The organism is Pectobacterium versatile, from assembly GCF_003932035.1.
Classification (GTDB): Bacteria; Pseudomonadota; Gammaproteobacteria; order Enterobacterales; family Enterobacteriaceae; genus Pectobacterium; species Pectobacterium versatile.
This window is the reverse complement of the sequence record NZ_CP034276.1, coordinates 1316618-1338878: the sequence shown is the minus strand read 5'-3', so window position 1 is coordinate 1338878 and position 22261 is coordinate 1316618. Positions and strand designations below refer to the sequence as shown.

Annotated in this window: 22 protein-coding genes; 9 read left to right on the top strand and 13 right to left on the bottom strand. The window is 52.1% G+C overall.

What is annotated here, in order from left to right:
• Positions 1-45 precede the first annotated feature (45 nt).
• Positions 46-954 carry a 2-dehydropantoate 2-reductase gene (gene panE, locus EIP93_RS06020; RefSeq protein WP_116586022.1) on the top strand — a complete coding sequence of 303 codons (909 nt, stop codon included), beginning with the start codon at positions 46-48 and terminating at the stop codon, positions 952-954.
• Positions 917-1507, top strand: a complete 591-nt coding sequence (gene yajL, locus EIP93_RS06015) for a protein deglycase YajL (RefSeq protein WP_039356137.1) — start codon at positions 917-919, stop codon at positions 1505-1507. The genes panE and yajL overlap by 38 nt, the downstream gene beginning before the upstream one ends.
• 36 nt (positions 1508-1543) lie before the next feature.
• Here yajL and thiI read toward each other — a convergent pair whose 3' ends face one another.
• Positions 1544-2992, bottom strand: coding sequence for a tRNA uracil 4-sulfurtransferase ThiI (gene thiI, locus EIP93_RS06010; RefSeq protein ID WP_039485460.1), 1449 nt, complete (start codon positions 2990-2992; stop codon positions 1544-1546).
• A 252-nt stretch (positions 2993-3244) separates the two neighbouring features.
• On the opposite strand from thiI, the gene xseB reads away from it, so the two are divergent.
• Genes xseB through dxs form a run of 3 tightly spaced genes read left to right on the top strand, consistent with a single transcriptional unit; the run spans position 3245 to position 6285 of the window.
• Entirely contained in the window at positions 3245-3493 is a 249-nt protein-coding gene (gene xseB, locus EIP93_RS06005) for an exodeoxyribonuclease VII small subunit (RefSeq protein WP_102116781.1), read from the top strand.
• Positions 3490-4401 carry a (2E,6E)-farnesyl diphosphate synthase gene (gene ispA, locus EIP93_RS06000; protein WP_103862977.1) on the top strand — a complete coding sequence of 304 codons (912 nt, stop codon included), beginning with the start codon at positions 3490-3492 and terminating at the stop codon, positions 4399-4401. The genes xseB and ispA overlap by 4 nt, the downstream gene beginning before the upstream one ends.
• A gap of 18 nt (positions 4402-4419) precedes the next feature.
• A complete protein-coding gene (gene dxs / locus EIP93_RS05995; protein WP_103862976.1) occupies positions 4420-6285 on the top strand; it encodes a 1-deoxy-D-xylulose-5-phosphate synthase in 1866 nt (621 codons plus the stop codon).
• Between the two features lie 71 nt (positions 6286-6356).
• Here dxs and pgpA read toward each other — a convergent pair whose 3' ends face one another.
• The 6 genes from pgpA to nrdR form a co-directional block, all read right to left on the bottom strand.
• Positions 6357-6893 (bottom strand): phosphatidylglycerophosphatase A, encoded by a 537-nt coding sequence (pgpA, locus tag EIP93_RS05990; RefSeq protein WP_103970609.1) that lies wholly within the window; start codon positions 6891-6893, stop codon positions 6357-6359.
• Positions 6868-7848 (bottom strand): thiamine-phosphate kinase, encoded by a 981-nt coding sequence (gene thiL / locus EIP93_RS05985; protein ID WP_103941803.1) that lies wholly within the window; start codon positions 7846-7848, stop codon positions 6868-6870. Before thiL ends, pgpA begins: the two co-directional genes overlap by 26 nt.
• Positions 7849-7916: 68 nt before the next feature.
• Positions 7917-8336, bottom strand: coding sequence for a transcription antitermination factor NusB (gene nusB / locus EIP93_RS05980; protein WP_010282066.1), 420 nt, complete (start codon positions 8334-8336; stop codon positions 7917-7919).
• Positions 8337-8360: 24 nt separating this feature from the next.
• Positions 8361-8837: a 6,7-dimethyl-8-ribityllumazine synthase gene (ribH, locus tag EIP93_RS05975; protein ID WP_103941805.1), complete on the bottom strand. Its 477-nt coding sequence runs from the start codon at positions 8835-8837 to the stop codon at positions 8361-8363.
• A gap of 111 nt (positions 8838-8948) precedes the next feature.
• On the bottom strand, positions 8949-10085 hold the full coding sequence (gene ribD / locus EIP93_RS05970) for a bifunctional diaminohydroxyphosphoribosylaminopyrimidine deaminase/5-amino-6-(5-phosphoribosylamino)uracil reductase RibD (protein WP_125232435.1): 1137 nt from the start codon (positions 10083-10085) through the stop codon (positions 8949-8951).
• 35 nt (positions 10086-10120) lie between these two features.
• A complete protein-coding gene (gene nrdR, locus EIP93_RS05965) occupies positions 10121-10570 on the bottom strand; it encodes a transcriptional regulator NrdR (protein ID WP_005975999.1) in 450 nt (149 codons plus the stop codon).
• 217 nt (positions 10571-10787) lie between these two features.
• On the opposite strand from nrdR, the gene EIP93_RS05960 reads away from it, so the two are divergent.
• The gene (locus EIP93_RS05960; RefSeq protein ID WP_103862973.1) at positions 10788-11357 is read left to right on the top strand and encodes a SadB/YajI family lipoprotein; all 570 of its coding nucleotides are present in this window, start codon (positions 10788-10790) and stop codon (positions 11355-11357) included.
• Between the two features lie 267 nt (positions 11358-11624).
• Here the strand turns inward: EIP93_RS05960 and secF are convergent, their stop codons facing one another.
• From secF to queA, 5 genes are all read right to left on the bottom strand, one after another.
• A complete protein-coding gene (gene secF, locus EIP93_RS05955; protein WP_219606833.1) occupies positions 11625-12536 on the bottom strand; it encodes a protein translocase subunit SecF in 912 nt (303 codons plus the stop codon).
• Between the two features lie 72 nt (positions 12537-12608).
• Positions 12609-14456, bottom strand: a complete 1848-nt coding sequence (gene secD / locus EIP93_RS05950; protein WP_029368086.1) for a protein translocase subunit SecD — start codon at positions 14454-14456, stop codon at positions 12609-12611.
• 27 nt (positions 14457-14483) lie between these two features.
• On the bottom strand, positions 14484-14816 hold the full coding sequence (gene yajC / locus EIP93_RS05945; RefSeq protein ID WP_010282033.1) for a preprotein translocase subunit YajC: 333 nt from the start codon (positions 14814-14816) through the stop codon (positions 14484-14486).
• A gap of 126 nt (positions 14817-14942) precedes the next feature.
• Positions 14943-16088: a tRNA guanosine(34) transglycosylase Tgt gene (gene tgt, locus EIP93_RS05940; RefSeq protein WP_010299058.1), complete on the bottom strand. Its 1146-nt coding sequence runs from the start codon at positions 16086-16088 to the stop codon at positions 14943-14945.
• Positions 16089-16184: 96 nt separating this feature from the next.
• Positions 16185-17252: a tRNA preQ1(34) S-adenosylmethionine ribosyltransferase-isomerase QueA gene (queA, locus tag EIP93_RS05935; protein ID WP_116586025.1), complete on the bottom strand. Its 1068-nt coding sequence runs from the start codon at positions 17250-17252 to the stop codon at positions 16185-16187.
• 179 nt (positions 17253-17431) lie between these two features.
• Between queA and EIP93_RS05930 the strand changes: the two genes are divergently transcribed.
• The 3 genes from EIP93_RS05930 to EIP93_RS05920 all read left to right on the top strand — a co-directional run bounded on the left by EIP93_RS05930 (position 17432) and on the right by EIP93_RS05920 (position 20522).
• Entirely contained in the window at positions 17432-18013 is a 582-nt protein-coding gene (locus tag EIP93_RS05930) for an acyl carrier protein phosphodiesterase (protein WP_103861114.1), read from the top strand.
• 407 nt (positions 18014-18420) lie between these two features.
• Positions 18421-19023, top strand: a complete 603-nt coding sequence (locus tag EIP93_RS05925; protein WP_010299049.1) for a peroxiredoxin C — start codon at positions 18421-18423, stop codon at positions 19021-19023.
• Between the two features lie 224 nt (positions 19024-19247).
• The gene (locus tag EIP93_RS05920) at positions 19248-20522 is read left to right on the top strand and encodes a mechanosensitive ion channel family protein (RefSeq protein WP_116586026.1); all 1275 of its coding nucleotides are present in this window, start codon (positions 19248-19250) and stop codon (positions 20520-20522) included.
• A gap of 291 nt (positions 20523-20813) precedes the next feature.
• Here the strand turns inward: EIP93_RS05920 and proY are convergent, their stop codons facing one another.
• Complete coding sequence (proY, locus tag EIP93_RS05915; RefSeq protein ID WP_103861116.1) at positions 20814-22184, bottom strand: proline-specific permease ProY; 1371 nt, start codon at positions 22182-22184, stop codon at positions 20814-20816.
• Positions 22185-22261 lie beyond the last annotated feature (77 nt).

Below are 22261 nucleotides of genomic sequence, written 5' to 3'. Positions count from 1 at the left end.
ATGATGGCAGAACGACAGCGCCCGCATCAAATAAGGGAGACTCACATGAAAATCACCGTTCTTGGCTGTGGCGCGCTGGGTCAACTTTGGCTCGCCGCGTTGCATCAGCAAGGGCATGATGTCCAAGGATGGCTGCGCATTCCGCAACCGTATTGTCCAGTCAATGTCACCCTGCTGGACGGCCAGCACTGTAATCTCAACCTGACGGCGAACGATCCCGATCATCTTGCCCAAAGCGAACTTCTGTTGGTGACGCTAAAAGCATGGCAGGTTTCCGATGCCGTTACCGTGCTGTTGCCTCAGCTCAATCCGCATTGCACGATTCTGCTTTTACACAACGGGATGGGTACACGAGAAGAATTGCCGTCGCTGCAGCAGCCACTGGTACTCGGTATCACCACCCACGCAGCCCGACGCGACGCAAATAACGTCGTACACGTTGCGGCAGGTACAACGCATATCGGCACGTTTAATGGCGACAGTAGCCAAAGCCATTTAGCTGAAGTGCTACATCAGGCCTTACCGGATGTGGCTTGGCACACCAACATTAGCGCTACCTGCTGGCTGAAACTGGCGGCTAACTGCGTCATCAACCCGCTCACGGTGAAATATCACTGCACCAATGGCGAGCTTTCTGCGTACCCAGAACTGATTGCATCGCTTTGTCAGGAAGTGACCAGCGTCATGGAACGGGAAGGCTTCCATACATCGCGAGATAGCCTGCTGCTCTACGTGAATCAGATTATTCAGAACACCGCGGCAAACACCTCATCGATGTTGCAGGACATCATCGCTCAGCGACATACCGAAATTGACTACATTACCGGGTATTTACTGCACCGTGCGCGTCTCCACGGTCTGACACTCCCCGAAAATGCCCGTCTGTTTGACTACATTAAGCACAAGGAAAATGATTATGACCGCATCGGCACTGGTGTGTCTGGCACCTGGTAGTGAAGAAACTGAAGCCGTCACGACCATCGATTTGCTTGTCCGGGCGGGTATTCAGGTCACGCTTGCCAGTGTAGCCAGCGATGGCAATCTGGAAATCGTCTGCTCACGCGGGGTAAGGCTGCTGGCAGATGCCCCACTGGCTACCGTCGCCGATCGGCCTTTCGATGTGCTGGTGTTACCGGGCGGCCTGCAAGGTGCGGAGTGCTTCCGCGATAGCCCAATACTGGTGGAATGCATTCGACAAGCACATCTGGAAGGGAAAATTGTCGCTGCGATGTGTGCAACGCCTGCGCTAGTGCTGGAATATCATCAGCTGTTTCCCGTCGGAAACATGACGGGCTACCCTGCGTTTAAGGATAAGATTGCACCAGAGAAATGGATGGAAAAGCGCGTCGTCTACGATCCACGTGTGAATCTGTTAACCACACAAGGGCCAGGCACCAGCATGGATTTCGCACTGAAGATCATCGATTTGCTACTAGGGAAAGAAAAAGCTGCCGAGGTTGCTGAGCAGCTTATCCTGCCGCCGGGCATTCATAACTATCGCGATTAAGACTGACGAAAAAGGCGCTTGCGCGCCTTATTCCTATTACGGACGGTATACCTTCACATTGCTGAAACCTTGCTCACGCAGGTACAGCGCCTGCAAGCGGCTCATCACGCCACGCTCGCAGTAAAGCAGATAGGTTTTGCTCTGATCCAAATCGCCAAACTGCGTACCCAGCTTGTAGAACGGTAAGGATTTGATTTCGATCTGATCCAGCTCAAGCGGCTTATCGTCCTGTTCATCCGGCGCGCGGATATCCAACAGCACGTCGGTTGGCGCAAACGACGCGACCGTTTCGACTTCAACCACATCTTGCTTGGTCTGCTCGGCGATCTCACGGATATCAATATTCCGTGCTTCACTCACCACGCGATCCAGGATAGCAAAATCAAAGTGGCCTTCTTCGGCCTCAATCTTCGCTTTCACTGCCTTCACCGTCGGGCTTTTAGAGATCACACCACAGTATTCCGGCATCGTTTTGGCGAAATCTTCCGTCCCCAGCTCACGAGCCTGTTTGATAATGTGTTCTTTATCGTGAGAAATCAGCGGACGCAGAATCAGGGTATCGGAGGCATTATCGATCAAACGCAGGTTGGTTAGCGTCTGACTGGACACCTGCCCTAACGCTTCACCGGTCACCAGCGCCTGAACACCGTAACGCTCAGCAACTTTGGAGGCCGCACGTACCATCATGCGCTTTAAGACGACACCCATCTGGCCGTCGTCAACCTTCTCCAGAATTTCACCCACGACAGGATCGAAGTCGATAGCAATAAAACGCACCCGATGCGAGCTACCAAAACGGTTCCACAGATAGTGTGCTACCTGCTTCACACCGATCTCATGGGCTGCACCGCCAAGGTTGAAGAAGCAGTAATGCACGCGGCATCCACGACGCATCAACATATAGCTGGATACGCCAGAGTCGAAACCACCAGAAATCAGTGATAACACATCTTCCTGCGTACCGATTGGGTAACCACCGATCCCTTCGCTACGGCCTTTAATCAGCAGCAGGCGATCCTGCTCGATTTCCAGATGCACGGTGACCTGCGGTGTCGTGAGGTTAACTCGCGCCGTTTCAATGTGCTGGTTCAAACCGCCGCCGACGTAGCGCTCCACGTCCTGAGAGCTAAACTCATGCTTACCGCGGCGTTTCACTCGCACACAAAACGTCTTGCCTTCCAACCGCTCACGATACAACGCCAGCGCCTGTTCAAAGATGTTATGTACATCGGTATAAGAATGATCTTCAACTTCCAGAATATGGTGAATACCTGGAATTCTTGTTAGCGCATCACGAATCGCTCCACGCTGATTTTCATCTTTGGCACGAACTTCGATATGATCCCAGTGACGGACAACCGCCAGCGTTTCATCATAGTGTTTTAATACGTTGCGAATGTTTCCGGTTAGAATCTTGATAAAGCGCAACCGCACAGATTGGCTCTTGATGGTGATTTCCGGGAACAATTTAATGATAAACTTCATGGTGGCTGTCGTTACTTGGTCAGAAAGGCGTAAATAAATTTACCCTGAGCACTAAAATCACGTTATCGGTAAAATCAGCCAGAACAGAGATGATTTTACCAATAGCATCCAGGGCGCGGAGTATATCATTATATGAAGATATACTGTGCGCTTTAACCGTATAATTGTTGCGCATCCACAGATGACCACACGCAACACCACGCTCTGCCGCCACAAGCCAACGGCGTATAACACCAGGATTCTGAAACCACTATGCCTAAGAAGACCGAGCAGCCAGTCAGCTTTGAAAGCTCGCTGAACGAACTGGAAAAAATCGTTACCCGCCTCGAATCAGGCGAACTGCCGCTGGACGATGCACTAAATGAGTTTGAGCACGGCATCCAGCTCGCTCGCCAAGGTCAGCAAAAACTGCAACAAGCAGAACAGCGTGTACAAATCCTGCTAAGCGACGATCCCGATGCGTCGCTGTCACCGTTTACGCCGGATAACGACTCGCTATGACCGATTTCAGCACGCAATTGAATGCGCATTACCAACGCACTAACCGTATGTTGGGGCATTTCATCGCCAGCCTCCCCTTTCAGAGTAGTCCACTGGTCAATGCAATGGAGTATGGCTCACTCTTAGGAGGCAAACGCCTGCGTCCGTTTCTGGTTTATACTACTGGTGAACTGTTTGGCATGTCGTTAGAGAGTCTGGATGCCCCTGCTGCGGCAGTCGAATGTATCCATGCTTATTCATTGATTCATGACGATCTGCCGGCAATGGACGACGACGATTTACGCCGTGGACAGCCAACCTGTCACATCAAGTTTGGCGAAGCGAATGCCATTTTGGCAGGCGATGCATTGCAAACGCTGGCATTCTCCATTTTGGCCGATGCACCGATACCGCAGGTATCTGACCGCGATCGACTGGCGATGATTTCAGAATTGGCTTACGCCAGTGGCGTAGCGGGCATGTGCGGTGGTCAGGCTTTCGATCTGGAAGCAGAGGGCCATCAGGTCGATCTGGCCGCGTTAGAACGGATTCATCGCCACAAAACCGGTGCATTGATTCGTGCCGCTGTCCGACTAGGCGCACTGGCAGCCGGCGAAACAGGCCGCGCCGCGTTGCCCCATCTGGATCGTTACGCTAACGCAATTGGGCTCGCTTTTCAGGTTCAGGACGATATTCTCGATGTTGTTGGCGACAGCGCGACAACAGGCAAACGTCAGGGTGCAGACCAGCAGTTAGGTAAAAGCACCTATCCCAGCTTACTGGGGCTAGATAACGCACGAAAAAAAGCACAGGAGCTCTATCAGGAATCACTGGCATCGCTGGACGATCTCGTCGCATCCAGCCCGATTCCGCTGAATATTGCCCCACTACAAGCGCTGGCGAATTTCATCGTTGAACGCGATAAGTAATTACCTAATGAGTCTCTAATGAGTTTTGATACCGCGAAGTACCCTACATTGGCGTTAGTGGAAACACCGGATGAGCTTCGGTTGTTGCCGAAAGAGAGCCTGCCAAAGCTGTGCGATGAGCTGCGCCAATATCTGCTGGACAGCGTCAGCCGTTCAAGCGGCCATTTTGCTTCAGGGTTAGGGACGGTTGAATTAACGGTTGCACTGCATTACGTCTATAACACCCCTTTCGATCATCTGGTGTGGGATGTCGGCCATCAGGCTTATCCGCACAAGATCATTACCGGTCGTCGCGATCGTATTTCAACGATTCGTCAAAAAGGCGGTTTGCACCCTTTCCCATGGCGTGATGAAAGCGAATATGACGTATTAAGCGTCGGGCATTCATCCACCTCAATCAGTGCCGGACTGGGCATGGCCGTTGCGGCCGAGCGTGAAGGCAAAGGCCGTCGTACCGTTTGTGTGATCGGCGACGGCGCGATTACCGCAGGCATGGCCTTTGAGGCGATGAACCATGCGGGCGACATCAAATCCGATCTGCTGGTGGTGCTGAACGACAATGAAATGTCGATTTCAGAAAACGTCGGCGCACTGAATAACCATCTGGCGCAGCTGCTATCCGGCAAGCTCTACGCCAGCCTGCGCGAAGGCGGCAAAAAGGTCTTATCTGGCCTGCCGCCCATCAAAGAGCTGGTGAAACGCACCGAAGAGCATCTTAAAGGCATGGTCGTGCCGGGCACGCTATTTGAGGAACTGGGTTTTAACTATATCGGCCCGGTTGACGGTCATGACGTTCAGGCGCTGGCGCATACACTGAAGAACATGCGTAATCTGAAAGGCCCGCAGCTTCTGCACATCATGACGAAGAAAGGCAAGGGCTATGCCCCCGCCGAGCAGGATCCGATCAGCTGGCATGCGGTGCCAAAATTCGATCCGGCCAGCGGCACGCTACCGAAAAGCAAAGAAGGCGCGCAACCCACCTATTCCAAAATCTTCGGTCAATGGCTACAGGAAACGGCTGCTAAAGACAGCAAGCTCATGGCGATCACGCCTGCAATGCGTGAAGGCTCGGGCATGGTGCAATTCTCCCGCGACTATCCACAGCAATATTTTGACGTTGCGATTGCCGAACAGCATGCCGTAACGTTTGCTGCCGGTCTGGCTGTCGGTGGTTATCATCCGGTTGTCGCCATTTACTCGACTTTCCTGCAACGCGCTTACGATCAGGTCATCCACGATGTGGCGATCCAGAATCTACCGGTTCTGTTTGCTATCGATCGCGGCGGCATTGTTGGTGCGGATGGACAAACTCATCAGGGTGCGTTCGATCTCTCTTTCTTACGCTGTATCCCGAACATGATCATCATGACGCCCAGCGATGAAAATGAGTGTCGCCAGATGCTGCACACGGGCTATCACTACCAGAAAGGTCCTACGGCGGTGCGCTATCCACGGGGAAATGGTACGGGTACGGCACTGACGCCACTATCAGAGCTGCCAATAGGTAAAGGTGTGGTGCGTCGTCAAGGCGAAACGATCGCGATTCTGAACTTCGGTACGCTATTGCCGGAAGCTCAGGCTGCGGCAGAAAAGCTAAACGCCACCCTCGTCGACATGCGCTTTGTGAAACCGCTGGATGAAGCGTTACTTGAAGAGCTGGCACAGTCTCACGGTACGTTTGTGACGCTGGAAGAGAATGCGGTTATGGGCGGTGCAGGGAGCGGTGTGAATGAATTCCTGATGGCGAAACGCCTTGCCGTCTCGGTGCTGAACATTGGGCTACCGGACGTCTTTATTCCACAAGGTTCTCAGGAAGAAATCCGTGTCGATCTGGGTCTGGATGCCGCGGGTATCGAGCGCAGAATCACGCAGTGGATGGAATAAGCGACTCACAATAACCGGGGCACATGGCCCCGGTTCAATAATAATGTCAGTAATTCAATAACGCAGTAACGTCAGAATATCGGCCAGTGATAGCCGATGAAATAGATAATTCCCGCAGAGATCACCCCCGCGACGATATCGTCGATCATGATGCCCATACCGCCATGCACGTTGCGATCGAACCAGCGAATCGGCCAGGGTTTCCAGATATCCAGACAGCGGAAGACAACAAACCCTGCCGCCACCCATTGCCAGTTATCCACCGGGATCGCCATCAGGGTAATCCACATGCCGACAAACTCGTCCCAGACGATGCTGCCGTGATCGTGAACGCCCATATCTTTCGCGGTCTGATGACACAGGTAAACACCGATACAAATGCTCAGCATGACCAACAGCGAATACAATTCAAGCGGCAGGAACGACATGACGTACCACAGTGGAATCGCCGCCAATGACCCTACCGTACCCGGCATCCAGGGCGACAGACCGCTGCCAAACCCGGTTGCCATCAGGTGCCACGGGTTACTCAGCCGTAAGCGGCGTTTTGCCACTTCAGCACCTTTCACCTTGTTCGCAGAGTCAGTTTTGCTCGCTAAAATGGTCATACCCCTTCCAGTTCAGCTCGGTCGCTTTATTATCCCTGAAAAAGCGTAGCCCTTCAGAGGAAGGCCCGATTTGCCCGATGCAGGTGTAGTCAGCGCCGAGATGCCCCAAGGCCAGTTCCAGCGCACCGCGGTTAATTTCTGGCACGGTGAAGCACAGCTCATAGTCTTCGCCACCAGATAGTGCCCAACGCAGCGCCTGCTCTTCATCGACGCAGCCCCGCAGCCAATCAGATTGTGGGATCGCATCCAGATTAATACGCGCGCCGCACTCGCTGGCTTTAAGTATATGCTGTAGATCGGAGATGAGGCCGTCAGAAAGATCGATGGCCGAGCTGGCCAGATCGCGCAACGCCTGACCTTGCAGGATTCTCGGTTGAGGACGAAGGTGACGTTGAAGCAGTCTCTGACGCGTCTCTTCATCCTCAACGTGCAGTGTATTCTGGAGGATAGCCAGACCCGCCGCGCTGTCGCCTAATGAACCGGTAACATAAATCCAGTCACCAATTCTGGCCCCACGACGCGTCAACGCCCGACCTGCTGGCACCAGACCGTGGATAGTCAGCGTCAGGCTCAGTGGACCGCGCGTCGTATCACCACCCACCAACTGCATACCATAATAATCAAGCAGTTCAAACAAGCTGTCGCTGTACGCGGATAGCCACTGGCTATTGCTTTTAGGTAGGGTAATGGCCAGAGAAAGCCAGGCAGGATCGGCTCCCATTGCAGCCAGATCGCTTAAATTGACCGCCAGAGATTTGTAACCCAGATCGGCGGGATCGATATCAGGTAGGAAATGAACGCCAGATACCAGCGTGTCGGTACTCACCGCCAACATCTGTTTATCTGCCACCGTCAGTAACGCACAGTCATCACCGATGCCTAACTCAACATCGCGACGTGAACTTCGGACCCGATTAAAATAGCGGGCAATAAGGTCAAACTCACCTTCAACCATAACCTTTCCAGCCAGCCTATCATTCAAAAGCGATCAGGGCCGGATATCCGGCCCTGATTCGATTCGTTTTACTTCTTGCCTTTCCGTACACTCGGAGCAGCTTTGTCTAGCACGCCATTCACAAACTTATGGCTATCTTCAGCACCGAAGATTTTAGCCAGTTCGATGGCCTCGTTAATCGCCACCTTGTAAGGAACGTCTTCGCGCTTGCTCAGCTCAAACATCGCCAAACGCAGAATCGCTTTTTCAACCTGTCCCAATTCCTCAATTTGACGAGACAGGAAAGGTGCCATCAGTTGATCAAGCTTCTCAGCCTGAGTGGCAACACCCGCCAGCAATTCGCGGAAATAGGTAATGTCGACATCTTTGACATCCTGCTCGCTCAGGAATTGGTGTTCAACATCGGCAATATCATTTTTAGATAACTGCCAAGAGTAAAGCGCTTGAACCGCACATTCACGAGCGCGGCGACGAGCAGCAGGTTTCACGGAATTCCCCTTACTTAATCAGGCTTACTTAATCGCTTTCAATACATTAATCATTTCTAGCGCGGTCAAGGCAGCTTCAGCACCTTTGTTCCCCGCTTTCGTACCGGCACGCTCAATCGCCTGCTCAATGCTTTCCGTCGTCAGAACGCCGAAAGCAACAGGGATTTCACTGTCCATCGCAACAGAGGACAGGCCTGAGCTACATTCGCCAGCAACAAATTCAAAATGCGCTGTTCCACCACGGATGACCGTTCCCAGAGCAATCACGGCATCATATCCGCCATTTTTCGCGCTTTTGGTCAGCGCACGAACCGTCAATGGCAGTTCGTAAGCACCCGGCACCCAGACAACGGTGATGTTTTCGTCTTTAACCTGACCGATGCGTTTCAATGCATCAATCGCACCGTCCAGCAGGCTGTCGTTAATAAAATGGTTAAAACGCGCAATCGCAATCGCCACACGGGCATTAGGAGTAGCAACAACACCTTCAATAACGTTCATAGCATTCCTTGTATCTGGTCTTTATGGCCCGCTAGGGGGGCGGATTCTATCATAATTTTTGTTGGCACGTATCCGGTTTTGTCAGACCTGCACCACGTATTTACATACACATCAGAATTTAGGTTTCAGGCACAATCGCAAATCTGGGCCAATCTGGCGAACGTCTGCGATATCAAATTCCGGTGCCTGAGACAGCTGATCAAGCCCAGGCAAGAGGCACAGCGAACGGGCATTTTCACCCAACAGTTTAGGGGCAAGATAAACGATAAGTTCATCAACAACGCCAGCATTAAGTAGCGCACCAGCCAGACTGGCCCCAGCTTCGACCCAAACGGAGTTAATCTGCCGTCTCCCCAGCACCATCATCAGCGCCACCAGATCAACACCGCCATTGTGCTGCGGTAGCATGACTTGTTCAACGCTCTGCGGCCACGCTTGTTCATCCGCCTGCACCCGCGCCAGCCAGGTCTCACCCAGTTGGCTAACAATCCGATGCTGTGGCGTGACGCGCTGCTGGCTGTCCACAATCACCCGCACGGGCTGCCTGAGATCCACTTCTGAATAGCGTTTCTGCACATCGATACCCAGCTCTGACCAGCGTACGGTAAGCGAGGGATCGTCAGCTAACACCGTCGCACTGCTGCTCAGAATCGCTGCGCTCTCCGCACGAAAACGCTGCACATCCTGACGCGCCTGCGGTGAAGTGATCCACTGACTTTCTCCCGACGCCATCGCAGTTCGGCCATCCAAAGACGCCGCCATTTTGAGCTGCACGTAAGGAAAGCCCGTCCGCATGCGTTTCAGGAAACCTACATTCACTTTCTCTGCTTCGGCCATCATCAAACCATGGCTGACGGCAATCCCCGCTTGCTGTAAGCGATGCAAACCACGACCCGCCACCTGTGGATTCGGATCCTGCATCGCAGCAACCACGCGGGAAACACCAGCAGTAATCAATGCATCGGCACAAGGCGGCGTTCGCCCATGGTGGCTACAGGGTTCCAACGTGACGTAAGCCGTCGCGCCACGCGCACGTTCCCCCGCCATTCTCAGCGCATGCACCTCAGCGTGGGGTTCACCAGCACGAAAATGATAGCCTTCACCTACAATTTCGCCATCACGAACAATCACACAGCCAACATTGGGGTTGGGTGCTGTCGTGAAACAACCACGGCGCGCCAGCTCTAACGCGCGCGCCATGTATAATTCATCCTGCGGCAAGTGGCCGTTTTCCTGAAAAACGCTCATTCCCGAACCTCTTATCTCTGTCGCGTTGACGCGGCTTAATCCTGCAAACGCGCAATCTCTTCGCCAAATTCGCGGATATCTTCAAAGCTGCGATACACCGATGCAAAGCGGATATAAGCCACTTTATCCAGCTTTCTCAACGCTTCCATCACCAGATTCCCCACCATCTTGGTGGTAACCTCACGTTCTCCGGTAGCACGAAGATGAGATTTAATGTGATTAATCGCCATTTCGACGTCATCAGAACTGACTGGCCTTTTTTCCAGCGCTTTCAGCATGCCGCTACGCAATTTATCTTCATTAAAGGGCTCGCGCACTTCATTGCTTTTGATAACTCGCGGCATCACCAGTTCAGCCACTTCAAACGTGGTGAAGCGTTCATGACAAACCAGACACTGCCGACGACGACGGACTTGCGAACCTTCGCCGACCAGACGGGAATCAATGACTTTGGTATCAACAGCGGAACAAAACGGGCAATGCATGATGTGTCCTGACCAGTAATCCTTAACGTAGCGACAGTTTACCCTGAATTAACGGACTAACCAAAACTCCTGATCCACGTTGCGAAGGGTTTCGCATCTCTCCCAGTAATAGGATGAAAAAAGCTGTCTCACCTATGACTTAGGCTTAATCGCAGCTAAACTCAGCAACAGGGATCAACGGATCAATGAATAAAACATCGAAAGGGGAACCACAGATATGAGAACCCGATATCGCGTACTGACCTTCCTGCCAGCGCTACTTTTGCTCGCAGGGTGCGCTGAACAGCGCCAGATGCCCAAGTTGCAGAACCAGGTAGGTCAACTCAATCAGCAATTACAAACGCTGACCGATCAGGCCACGGCATTAGAGCGACAAAATGCGTTGAATTCCCAGTCCACCTCCGGCGTTTATTTACTGCCTGCCGCGCAAACCAGTACCGTATTGGAAAGCAGTATTGGCAGACTCAACGTATCGTTGCGCAATATCGAGACTGAAGCGAACGGAACAAGCGCGTTGCTACACATTCGTACGCTTGATGCGAAGGGGCTACCGGCCTTTGGCGCACAGCTTGACTGGGGACGGCTCGACCCAGTGAGCGGGAAGCCTTTAACGGGCGACACACAAACACAATCGTTTGTCGTCTCCCCTACTCTGTTACCAAAAGCCGAAGCGATTATTGAATTGCGCCTGAGCGGCCTGTCGCCGGAAGAACTCGGCTTTGTTCGTTTACATCAGGTTCAGGAAATACAGAGTCCGCCACCCGTTGCCGCAACAGAGTCCCCTTGATATATCCGTCATACTTCAAGCTGCATGTACGTTGGCTTTCCTCGCTCACCCCAGTCACTTACTGATGTAAGCTCCTGGGGATTAATGAGAGACATCCTGTCTCTCACCGAAGGTCAGCCTTTGGCTGGTCAAATTCGTTCCCGACGAATTTGTCACTGTGTCGCCGCCTGCATGCAACTCGAATTATTTAGGATATACGCGCATTTCCCAGAGCTAAGATGCAAAAAACCCCGCAATGCGGGGTTTTTTATGTTTACAGTCAGCAGATTAAGGCAGGATAGACGGTTGGTCCGCCCCTTCTTTTTCCACTTTCTGAACGATCAGGTGTTCACGCTTCATACCCAGTTTCAGCGCCAGAGCGGAAGAAACATAGATAGAAGAGATCGTACCGATGATCACACCGATAAACATCGTCAACGAGAAGCCATGCAACAATGCACCACCGAAGACCATGAGAATCACAATCATCGCCAACGTGGTCGCAGATGTGATGATGGTACGATGCAACGTCTGTGTCAGAGAGATGTTGGTAATCTCGTAAGGTGTGCCACGACGCACCTTGCGGAAGTTCTCACGAATACGGTCAGATACCACGATCTTATCGTTAAGTGAATAACCAATTACCGACATCAGCGACGCAATGATCGTTAGGTCAACCTCAATAGAGAACAGAGACAGCAGACCCACTGTGATGATCGCATCGTGCGCCAAAGCCAGTACGGTCCCCATCGCCAGACGCCATTCAAAACGAAAGCCGATATAAATGAGGATAGCAATCAGCGCAGACATCAGCGCCAATGCGCCCGCCTGTGCCAAATCGCTCCCCACGCTCGGCCCGACAAACTCAATACGTTTCACCGTCGCATGCTGCTGGAAGGTATCATTCACCACCTTCAGCACTTTGTTACCGAGCGCTTCGTTCTCGCTGCCAGAAACGGGTGGCATACGTACCATCACGTCACGGCTGCTACCGAAATTCTGCACCTGCGGCTCTGAAAACCCAGAGGTCTCTAATGAACTGCGCAGGACATCGAGATCGATCGGTTGCTCAAGGTTGATCTCGATAACCGTACCACCGGTAAAATCGAGTCCCCAGTTGAAACCACGCACACCCATAATCGCGATAGAAGCGATGATCAGCAGACCGGAAATGGCAAATGCCAATGTGTCCCAGCGCATGAAATCATAGACTTTACGCCCATGATTGAGTTGTTCAATGTTGTATTCCTGTTCCTGTGCCACAACGCACTCCTAGATAGACAGCTTGTTGATACGTTTACCGCCGTAAAGCAGGTTAACGATGGCACGAGTACCGACGATCGCCGTAAACATTGAGGTCGCAATCCCAATCGCAGTCGTGATAGCAAACCCTTTGATAGAACCGGTACCAACCGCATACAGGATGATAACTTTAATCAACGTCGTGACGTTCGCATCAACAATCGAACTGAATGCACCTTTGTAGCCCTCATGAATGGCCTGTTGCACGGAGCGACCATTACTGAGTTCTTCTTTGATACGTTCGTTAATGAGTACGTTAGCATCGACTGCAACCGCCAGCGTAAGCACGATACCCGCGATACCCGGCATGGTCAGCGTCGCCCCAGGCAGCAGCGACATCACGCCGACAATCAACACCAGGTTAGCAACCAGCGCACTGGTCGCGATGACGCCAAACTTCTTGTAGAAGAAGACCATAAAGAGGATCGATGCGATCAAGCCCCACAAACAGGCTTCCAGCCCCTGAGTGATGTTTTGCATCCCCAGCGTTGGCCCAATGGTACGTTCTTCAACGATCTGGATTGGCGCAATCAGCGCCCCAGCACGCAGCAGCAGAGAAAGCTGACGCGCTTCGTTCGGGTTATCAATGCCGGTGATACGGAAGCTGTTACCCAGTCGCGACTGAATCGTCGCTACGTTGATCACTTCTTCGTGTTTTTCCAATATCGAACGGCCAGTCGCATCTTTCTTGCCGCTGTCTTTGTATTCCACAAAGAGCGTCGCCATCAGCTTGCCGATACTGTCTTTGGTGAAGTTGGACATGGTGTTGCCACCCGCGCTGTCCAGAGAAATATTCACCTGAGGCTGGTTATATTCATCCGTACTCGATGTCGAATCGGTAATATGGTCGCCCGTCAGAATCACACGCTTGAACAACACCACCGGTGAGCCGTCACGCATGTTCTTCACTTCAGAATCGCCCGGCACGCGGCCGTTCGCCGCTGCGGTCGCATCAGCATTACTGTTGACCAGACGGAATTCCAGCGTAGCGGTTGCACCAAGAATTTCTTTCGCGCGCGCCGTGTCCTGAATACCCGGTAACTCAACGACGATACGGTCAGCACCCTGACGTTGTACCAGTGGTTCAGCAACACCCAGTTGGTTCACACGGTTACGCAGGATATTGATGTTCTGCTGTACGGCGTATTCACGTGCTTCACGCAGACGTTCGTCAGACATCACTGCGCGTAGCAGGTTGCTGCCGCTGCTGCTGAGAACCAGATTACGGTGACGAGTCGTCAGATAATTGAGGCCGTCATCACGCGTTTGAGCATCACGGAAACGAATTTCGACGCCGTAATTATCAATCTTGCGCACGGAGGCATAAGGAATGTTCTTCTCACGCAGATCGCTGCGCAAAGAGTCCATGGTTTGTTCTTGCAGTTTACCCAGCGCCGTATCCATATCCACTTCCATCAGGAAGTGAACGCCGCCGCGCAGGTCAAGCCCCAATTTCATCGGTTCAGCGCCCAACAACCGCAGCCAGGTTGGCGTAGCAGGTGCCAGGTTAAGTGCGACGACGAACTTTTCACCCAGCTCATTCACGAGCGCTTCACGCGCACGGAGCTGAATATCAGGGTTAGAGAAGCGAGCCAGAATTGCACCATTTTCCAATGCAATCGACTTACTGGTAATGTTCTGTTCTTTTAAAACATTCTGGACTTGGATCAGCGTCGTTTCGCTGGCGGCGGTTCCCCGCGCGCCAGTAACTTGTACCGCCGGATCCTCACCATATAGGTTAGGAAGTGCGTAGAGCAGGCCGACGAACAACACCACGACCAGCATCAGGTACTTCCACAAAGGATAACGATTTAACACGGCAGTTCCCTTCGGGAAAATCGGAAATTACAGGGCCTTAATCGTGCCCTTCGGCAGCACGGCAGCCACGAAATCACGTTTGATAACCACTTCATTGGTCTCGTTCAACGCAATCGCAATATAGCCAGTTTCGGACACTTTGGTTACGCGACCAACCAGACCACCGGTCGTTAATACTTCATCGCCCTTGCCGATAGAATCCATTAACTTTTTGTGTTCCTTGGCGCGTTTTTGCTGAGGACGCAGGATCATAAAGTAGAAAATCAGACCAAAAACGGCCAGCATAATAACCAGAGAGTACGGGCTTCCCTGAGCCGGAGCGCCAGTTGCAGCTACAGCATCGGAGATGAAAAGACTCATGTAAATATCCTCTTTTTTGTCAAAAGATAAGCTATCAAAAAGATAAGTTATCAACCTTATAATCGTAAAAACGCTTCACAGCAAAATACAATTCATAACAAAATACAATGCATAGCAAACGGGCTATCAGCTGCTTGCGGCAACGTCTTTTTCAGCAAGCGGCGGAATCGGTTTGCCTATGCGTTGGTAAAAATCCACCACAAAGTGCTCTAATTTACCCTCTTCAATGGCCTGACGTAAACCTGCCATTAAACGCTGATAATAACGCAAGTTATGAATGGTATTGAGTCGTGCTCCGAGTATTTCGTTGCAACGGTCAAGATGATGCAAGTAGGCGCGGCTATAATTGCGACACGTGTAGCAATCACAGTGTTCATCCAGCGAGCTGACGTCATCTTTATGCTTCGCATTACGGATTTTCACTACGCCATCCGTCACGAAGAGATGCCCGTTACGTGCGTTGCGCGTTGGCATCACGCAATCAAACATATCGACACCGCGGCGGACACCTTCAACCAAGTCTTCTGGTTTGCCAACGCCCATCAAATAGCGCGGTTTATCTTCTGGAATCTGCGGGCAAACGTGCTCCAGAATACGGTGCATATCTTCTTTTGGCTCACCGACAGCCAAACCGCCCACAGCGTACCCATCAAAGCCAATGTCTACCAGCCCTTTTACGGATACATCACGTAAATCTTCGTAAACACTTCCCTGAATAATACCGAACAGCGCATTTTTATTCTCCAGCTCATCAAAACGCTGACGGCTGCGTTTTGCCCAGCGCAGTGACATCTCCATAGAGCGCTTCGCGTAATCCCAATCAGCAGGGTACGGCGTACACTCATCAAAGATCATGACAATGTCGGAACCGAGATCGTGCTGAATCTCCATCGATTTTTCCGGGCTCAGGAAAATCGAATCCCCGTTGATCGGGTTACGGAAATGCACGCCCTGTTCGGTAATCTTGCGAATATCGCCGAGGCTGAACACCTGAAAACCGCCGGAATCCGTCAGAATCGGGCCGTGCCAGTTCATGAAATCGTGCAGATCGCCGTGCAGCTTCATGATTTCCTGACCGGGACGCAGCCACAGATGGAACGTATTGCCGAGCAAAATCTGTGCGCCAGTTTCTTTCACTTCTTCCGGCGTCATGCCTTTCACCGTGCCGTACGTCCCCACGGGCATAAAAGCTGGGGTTTCCACTACGCCACGTTCAAAAATCAATCTACCGCGTCGCGCACGGCCGTCCGTTGTTTGTAATTCGTACTTCACTTAGCCTCCGGCATCAGAAAAACAGTCTGATGGTAATGATGTATTAACGCCTGACAGAGCGTGGTCTGTGACGTTCCTATTATGTGGAAAGCGGGTTTATCCCACTTTTTCCTGTTCGGCCATCGGGTTGTGCGTAATAAACATCGCATCACCGTAGCTGAAAAAACGATATTGCTCTGCCACCGCCTGACGGTAAGCAGACATCGTGTTCTGGTAACCGGCAAAGGCCGACACCAGCATGATTAACGTCGATTCGGGTAAATGGAAATTGGTCACCAGCGCATCAATAATGCGGTAGTGATAGCCCGGATAGATGAAAATTTTGGTATCGCCGAAGAACGGTTCGATCGCCGCATTCTGGCTAGCCTGCGCGGCACTTTCCAGTGAACGTACCGAGGTGGTGCCAACAGCGATCACGCGGTTTCCCCGCGCTTTGCACGCCAGCACAGCATCAACGACGTCCTGCGGCACTTCGGCATATTCGGCGTGCATGATGTGATCTTCGATCGTATCGACGCGTACAGGCTGGAAAGTCCCCGCACCAACGTGCAGCGTAACGAAGGCCATCTCGATGCCCTTCTCACGCAGCGCAGCCAGCATCGGCTCATCAAAATGCAAGCCCGCCGTCGGTGCCGCTACGGCACCCGGACGCTGGCTATACACCGTCTGATAAAGCTCGCGGTCGGCGTCTTCATCAGGCCTGTCGATATAAGGCGGCAACGGCATGTGGCCGATATCATTCAGAATCGACAGGACATCGCGCGAGTCATCAAAATGCAGCTCAAATAGCGCATCGTGGCGAGCGGCCATCGTGGCCTTGACGCTTTCGTCATCGCCGAGCAGCAGTTCTGCGCCCGGCTTCGGCGCTTTTGACGCCCGAACGTGCGCCAGCACCCGATGTTCATCCAACACGCGCTCTACCAGCACTTCCAGTTTGCCGCCGCTGGCTTTACGGCCAAATAAACGAGCGGGAATCACGCGCGTATTGTTGAACACCAGCAGATCGCCGGGATTCAGTTTATTCAGCAAATCGGTAAACACACCGTGCGTCAGATTTCCCGTCGGCCCGTCCAGCGATAGCAGGCGGCAACCACTGCGTTCCGCTTGTGGATAATGGGCAATCAATGATTCAGGAAGTTCAAACGAAAAATCGGTAACACGCATGGCAATTCACTTAGCTGTAATACATTAAAAATGGGCGGCCTAGTCTAGAGCCGCAAGCGCATGGCTGCAAGAAATAAGCACACGGCAGGCGTAATGCATCACAGTCAAAGTCGGCGGTTTCCCACTTTGCCATGTAAGAGGGCGTGCACAATAAAAGAAGAAACGGATATACTATTCCAATGAATTTTCTCGCTCATCTCCATCTGGCCACGCTGGCCGACAGCTCCCTATTAGGTAATCTGATGGCGGATTTCGTGCGCGGCAACCCGCAGGACAGCTACGCTGACGAGATCGTCGCGGGTATTCGTCTGCATCGTCGTGTTGATTCACTGACCGACAGTCTGCCGGAAGTCAAACAGGCGCGTCAGTATTTCAGCGATGAATTCCGCCGCGTGTCGCCGATTACGCTAGATGTTCTGTGGGATCACTATCTTGCGCGTCACTGGCTACAGCTGGTGCCGGATACACCCTTGCAAACCTTTATTGACAGTGCGCAATCACAAATCGAGCCGCATCTGGCACTGACGCCTGAACGCTTTCAGAACCTGAATCGCTATCTGTGGCCGGAACGCTGGATGACGCGTTACGCAGAGCTGCCGTTTATCGCCGATGTGCTGCACAGAATGTCGGTACGCCGCCCGAAACTGGCCGCGCTGTCCGGCTCTTTTCAAGATATCGAGCAGCACTATCACCAATTTGAAACACTCTTCTGGCAGTTTTATCCACGGATGATGCAATTAGCGAAAGCGCAGCAGCTATAAGATCGCGATTTTTCCGTTTTTCTACGCGATATATACCCTAAATAATTCGAGTTGCGTGAAGGCGGCAAGCGCACGACAAATCGGTTTTAACCGATTTGAACAGCGCTAGCGCTGGCCCGAAGGGTGAGCTTCATTTATGAGGCTCATTAATCCCCAGGAGCTTACTCAAGTAAGTGACTGGGGTGAGTAAGAGTAGCCAACGCACAAGCAGCTTGAAGTATGACGGGTATTGTCCTTTCCATCAAAAGGGCTAATGTAGCCTCTTGAAAGGAAATAGCGATGAGTTCAATAGACAGAAGCTATCTCATTGATTGGTCTCTTTGCCTGTATTCACTCAGGCAGAATCCCTATACTGATCGCTGTTTTTTATATCATCCGATCATTAACCGCTATCTACAGGAGTAATTATGGTCCTGGTAACTCGTCAAGCCCCAGACTTCACCGCAGCTGCCGTTTTAGGCAGTGGCGAAATCGTCGAAAATTTCAACCTGAAGAAGCACATCAACGGTAAAGCTGCCGTGATCTTCTTCTGGCCGATGGACTTCACCTTCGTTTGTCCGTCAGAGCTGATTGCTTTCGATCACCGCTATGCCGAGTTCAAGAAACGCGGTGTAGAAGTGGTTGGCGTGTCCTTCGACTCCGAGTTTGTTCACAACGCATGGCGTAAAACCCCTGTGGACAAAGGCGGCATCGGCGAAGTGCAATACGCGATGGTTGCTGACATTAAGCGCGAAATCCAGAAGGCCTACGGCATTGAGCACCCAGAAGCCGGTGTTGCACTGCGTGGTTCTTTCCTGATCGACAAAAACGGCGTGGTTCGTCACCAGGTGGTGAACGATCTGCCGCTGGGTCGTAACATTGATGAAATGCTGCGTACCGTTGACGCCCTGCAATTCCACGAAGAGCACGGCGAAGTGTGCCCGGCGCAGTGGGAAAAAGGTAAATCAGGTATGGGCGCGTCACCAGACGGCGTAGCGAAATACCTGTCTGAGAACGCAGACAAGCTGTAATTCCTCATCCTGCCGACATGGTAATATTATGACCAAGCCAGTTGCTATGCAGCTGGCTTTTTCTTTACCTGCAATTTATCCCTCTGTTCTTCTTCATATCTCACTACATCTTCCCAGCGATATCTTAAATAATACAAAAGGTTGACTAGGGGCGCTAAATCCTTAGCCTTAAAGCCATATCGTGTTAATGCACGACAGATTCATTGGAATAGGAAGGAGAACGCATGCAACAAAATCTCGCGCTGTGGCTGAGAGAAGCTGGAATAGAACACGCTAGCATCATTGCGTTACTGATTGTTCTTGGGCTGATATTGCTCATTTCTGCCGTCATCCACCTGATTTTTCATCAGGTTGTGCTGAAAAGAATGGTACTGCGCTCGCTCAATAAGCCCGGAAAAACCGAGGGTCACGGGTGGAAACAGGCACTGACGCAACACAACTTGTTTAACCGGCTGGCCTTCTTACTCCAAGGGGTGATCCTGAATATTCAGGTCTTTGTGTGGCTTCCCTCGCAGAGTGAAACCCGTGAAGCGCTCATCATCTGTTCTCAAGTGTGGATCATGGTTTTTGCGCTGCTGTCCCTGTTTTCGCTCCTCGATGTTCTGCTCAACGTTTCCGCCCGAACCAAAGTCGCGGCCCAATTACCGCTGCGCGGTATCTTCCAGAGTCTGAAACTGATCGCCACCATTGTTATCAGCATTATGGTGGTGTCACTGCTCATCGGGAAATCGCCGCTGATTCTGATTAGTGGGTTAGGCGCAATGGCCGCCGTCCTGATGTTGGTGTTCAAAGATCCGATTATGGGATTGGTCGCGGGCATCCAACTCTCCGCCAACGACATGTTAACGCTGGGAGACTGGCTCGAAATGCCGAAATACGGCGCTGACGGGGCCGTTATCGATATCGGACTGACAACGGTAAAAGTGAGAAATTGGGACAATACCGTCACCACCATTCCCACCTACGCGTTAGTATCGGATTCTTTTAAGAACTGGCGTTCAATGTCGGAATCAGGGGGGCGGCGCATCAAGCGTAGTATCAATATCGATACCACCAGCGTGCATTTTATGACGGAAGACGAGCAGGCCCGATTGCTGCGCAGTAAGCTGCTGTCGCCTTATATTCAGAACAAGAAGAGCGAACTGGAGCAGCACAATGCACAGTCCGACTCGGACCTGACATCACCGCTGAACGGCCGTCGTCTGACGAATTTAGGCACGTTCCGCGCCTACCTTCAGGTATATCTACGTACCCATCCGGGTATTCATAAAGGAATGACGCTGATGGTGCGGCAGCTTGCGCCAACGTCAGAAGGGGTACCGCTGGAAATTTATGCGTTCACCAACACAACCGCCTGGGTCGATTACGAAAGCATTCAATCTGACATTTTCGACCATATCTTTGCGATCTTACCGGAATTCGATCTCCGCGTTCATCAAATACCAACCGGCCACGATATGCGGATCATGGCCCAGCAAATGACGGCTCCGAAAGCGTAATATCTCATGCAAAAGAACGAAAGCGGCTGACAAGCCTATTTACCGAATGAAAACGGGAGTGACGGAATAGAAGAGTAAAGCGTTTGCGCCAGGGACAAAAACGTCAGGAACGTTTTTGAACGTCGCTTGCGACGGCCCTGCAAGGGTGAATCTCAGGGATGAGATTCATATCTGCGCAATCCGAGCTTACATGGACGTACTTGCAGCGTCTTTACGATCTATCCGTTACTCCCGCTCTGCGGACTTTGTCAGCAACCTCGCTTCTTCTGATAGCAAGCGACTAGCTTAATTCTATGCCGCTACCGCGTTCTGACGCTTCTTCTTCCAGACATAGCCCACTAAAAGCAGCAATATCCAAATGATGCCGACATACAGCGACACGCGAGTGTCCGGGAAGTAGCCAATCAAACCAATGATGAAGAACAGGAAGACGATGCCGAACACGGAGGTCACGATGCCACCGCGCAGTGGGAATGCCAGCGCCTTCACTTCATCTGGGCTCAGACGGCGGCGGAATGCGATCTGAGAAAACAGAATCATGATCCACACCCACACCGTTGCAAAGGTTGCCAGTGAAGCAATCACCAGAAAAACTTTACCGGGCATAATGTAGTTCAGGTACACCGCCACCAGCAGCGCCATCATCATTACAACCACCGTGACCCACGGGATACCACGTTTGGAAAGGCGGCTAAACACCTTCGGTGCATGCCCCTGCTCCGCCATCCCGTGCAGCATACGGCCGACACCGAAGACATCGCTGTTAATCGCCGACAGCGACGCGGTAATCACGACAAAGTTCAGGATGCCTGCCGCCGCGGTAATCCCCATATGCTGGAACGTCAGCACGAACGGGCTCCCGTTGGTACCGACCTGATTCCACGGATAAATCGACATAATGACGAACAGCGTGCCGACATAGAACACCAGAATACGCCACGGCACAGAGTTAATCGCACGAGGGATAGACTTCTGCGGGTCTTTCGCCTCACCAGCCGTAATCCCGATAATCTCCACGCCGCCATACGCAAACATCACTAGTTGCAGCGACAGAATCATCCCCATGACGCCGTTACTGAAGAACCCGCCATTGCTCCAGAGGTTGTGGATACCAGTCGGCTCCCCCCCGTTGCCAATACCCCAGATGATGATGCCGATCCCGGCCGCGATCATGATGATAATCGTGGCCACTTTGAAGAAAGAGAGCCAAAACTCCAGTTCACCAAAGGCTTTCACATTCATCAGGTTAATGGCACCAATGATGAGTACCACGCTCAGAACCCACACCCAGTGCGGCACGGCAGGGAACCAGACGCCCATGTAGATGCCAAATGCAGTCACATCGGCAATGGCGACAATCAGCATCTCAAAGCAGTAAGTCCAGCCGGTGATATACCCCGCCAATGGCCCGAGATAATCCTGCGCATAGCGGGAAAAGGAGCTGGACTGCGGGTTATGCACCGACATTTCGCCCAGTGCGCGCATGATGATATATGCGACAACCCCACCGATCAGATAAGCCAGTAATACACTGGGGCCAGCCATTTGGATCGCACTCGCGGAACCATAAAACAGACCGGTTCCGATCGCCGAGCCAAGGGCGATAAAGCGGATATGCCGCGTGCTTAACCCACGCTTGAGCTTAGAGGATGGTTGTTCCATTGATAAGCAACCCTGTCTTATATAAGGAGAACATTACAAAAAGAAAAACCACAGGCAAAGACCTGTGGTGCAGAAAC

Excerpts from the sequence above, each read along its gene's own strand:
- panE (WP_116586022.1), top strand. The coding sequence starts at position 46 with ATGAAAATCACCGTTCTTGGCTGTGGCGCGCTGGGTCAACTTTGGCTC.
- proY (WP_103861116.1), bottom strand. The coding sequence starts at position 22,184 with ATGGAACAACCATCCTCTAAGCTCAAGCGTGGGTTAAGCACGCGGCAT.
- EIP93_RS05920 (WP_116586026.1), top strand. The coding sequence starts at position 19,248 with ATGCAACAAAATCTCGCGCTGTGGCTGAGAGAAGCTGGAATAGAACAC.
- thiI (WP_039485460.1), bottom strand. The coding sequence starts at position 2,992 with ATGAAGTTTATCATTAAATTGTTCCCGGAAATCACCATCAAGAGCCAA.
- yajL (WP_039356137.1), top strand. The coding sequence starts at position 917 with ATGACCGCATCGGCACTGGTGTGTCTGGCACCTGGTAGTGAAGAAACT.
- secF (WP_219606833.1), bottom strand. The coding sequence starts at position 12,536 with ATGCGCTGGGACACATTGGCATTTGCCATTTCCGGTCTGCTGATCATC.
- ribH (WP_103941805.1), bottom strand. The coding sequence starts at position 8,837 with ATGAACGTTATTGAAGGTGTTGTTGCTACTCCTAATGCCCGTGTGGCG.
- yajC (WP_010282033.1), bottom strand. The coding sequence starts at position 14,816 with ATGAGTCTTTTCATCTCCGATGCTGTAGCTGCAACTGGCGCTCCGGCT.
- pgpA (WP_103970609.1), bottom strand. The coding sequence starts at position 6,893 with ATGACCATTTTAGCGAGCAAAACTGACTCTGCGAACAAGGTGAAAGGT.
- xseB (WP_102116781.1), top strand. The coding sequence starts at position 3,245 with ATGCCTAAGAAGACCGAGCAGCCAGTCAGCTTTGAAAGCTCGCTGAAC.
- EIP93_RS05960 (WP_103862973.1), top strand. The coding sequence starts at position 10,788 with ATGAGAACCCGATATCGCGTACTGACCTTCCTGCCAGCGCTACTTTTG.
- ispA (WP_103862977.1), top strand. The coding sequence starts at position 3,490 with ATGACCGATTTCAGCACGCAATTGAATGCGCATTACCAACGCACTAAC.
- ribD (WP_125232435.1), bottom strand. The coding sequence starts at position 10,085 with ATGAGCGTTTTTCAGGAAAACGGCCACTTGCCGCAGGATGAATTATAC.
- EIP93_RS05925 (WP_010299049.1), top strand. The coding sequence starts at position 18,421 with ATGGTCCTGGTAACTCGTCAAGCCCCAGACTTCACCGCAGCTGCCGTT.
- thiL (WP_103941803.1), bottom strand. The coding sequence starts at position 7,848 with ATGGTTGAAGGTGAGTTTGACCTTATTGCCCGCTATTTTAATCGGGTC.
- EIP93_RS05930 (WP_103861114.1), top strand. The coding sequence starts at position 17,432 with ATGAATTTTCTCGCTCATCTCCATCTGGCCACGCTGGCCGACAGCTCC.
- nrdR (WP_005975999.1), bottom strand. The coding sequence starts at position 10,570 with ATGCATTGCCCGTTTTGTTCCGCTGTTGATACCAAAGTCATTGATTCC.
- queA (WP_116586025.1), bottom strand. The coding sequence starts at position 17,252 with ATGCGTGTTACCGATTTTTCGTTTGAACTTCCTGAATCATTGATTGCC.
- dxs (WP_103862976.1), top strand. The coding sequence starts at position 4,420 with ATGAGTTTTGATACCGCGAAGTACCCTACATTGGCGTTAGTGGAAACA.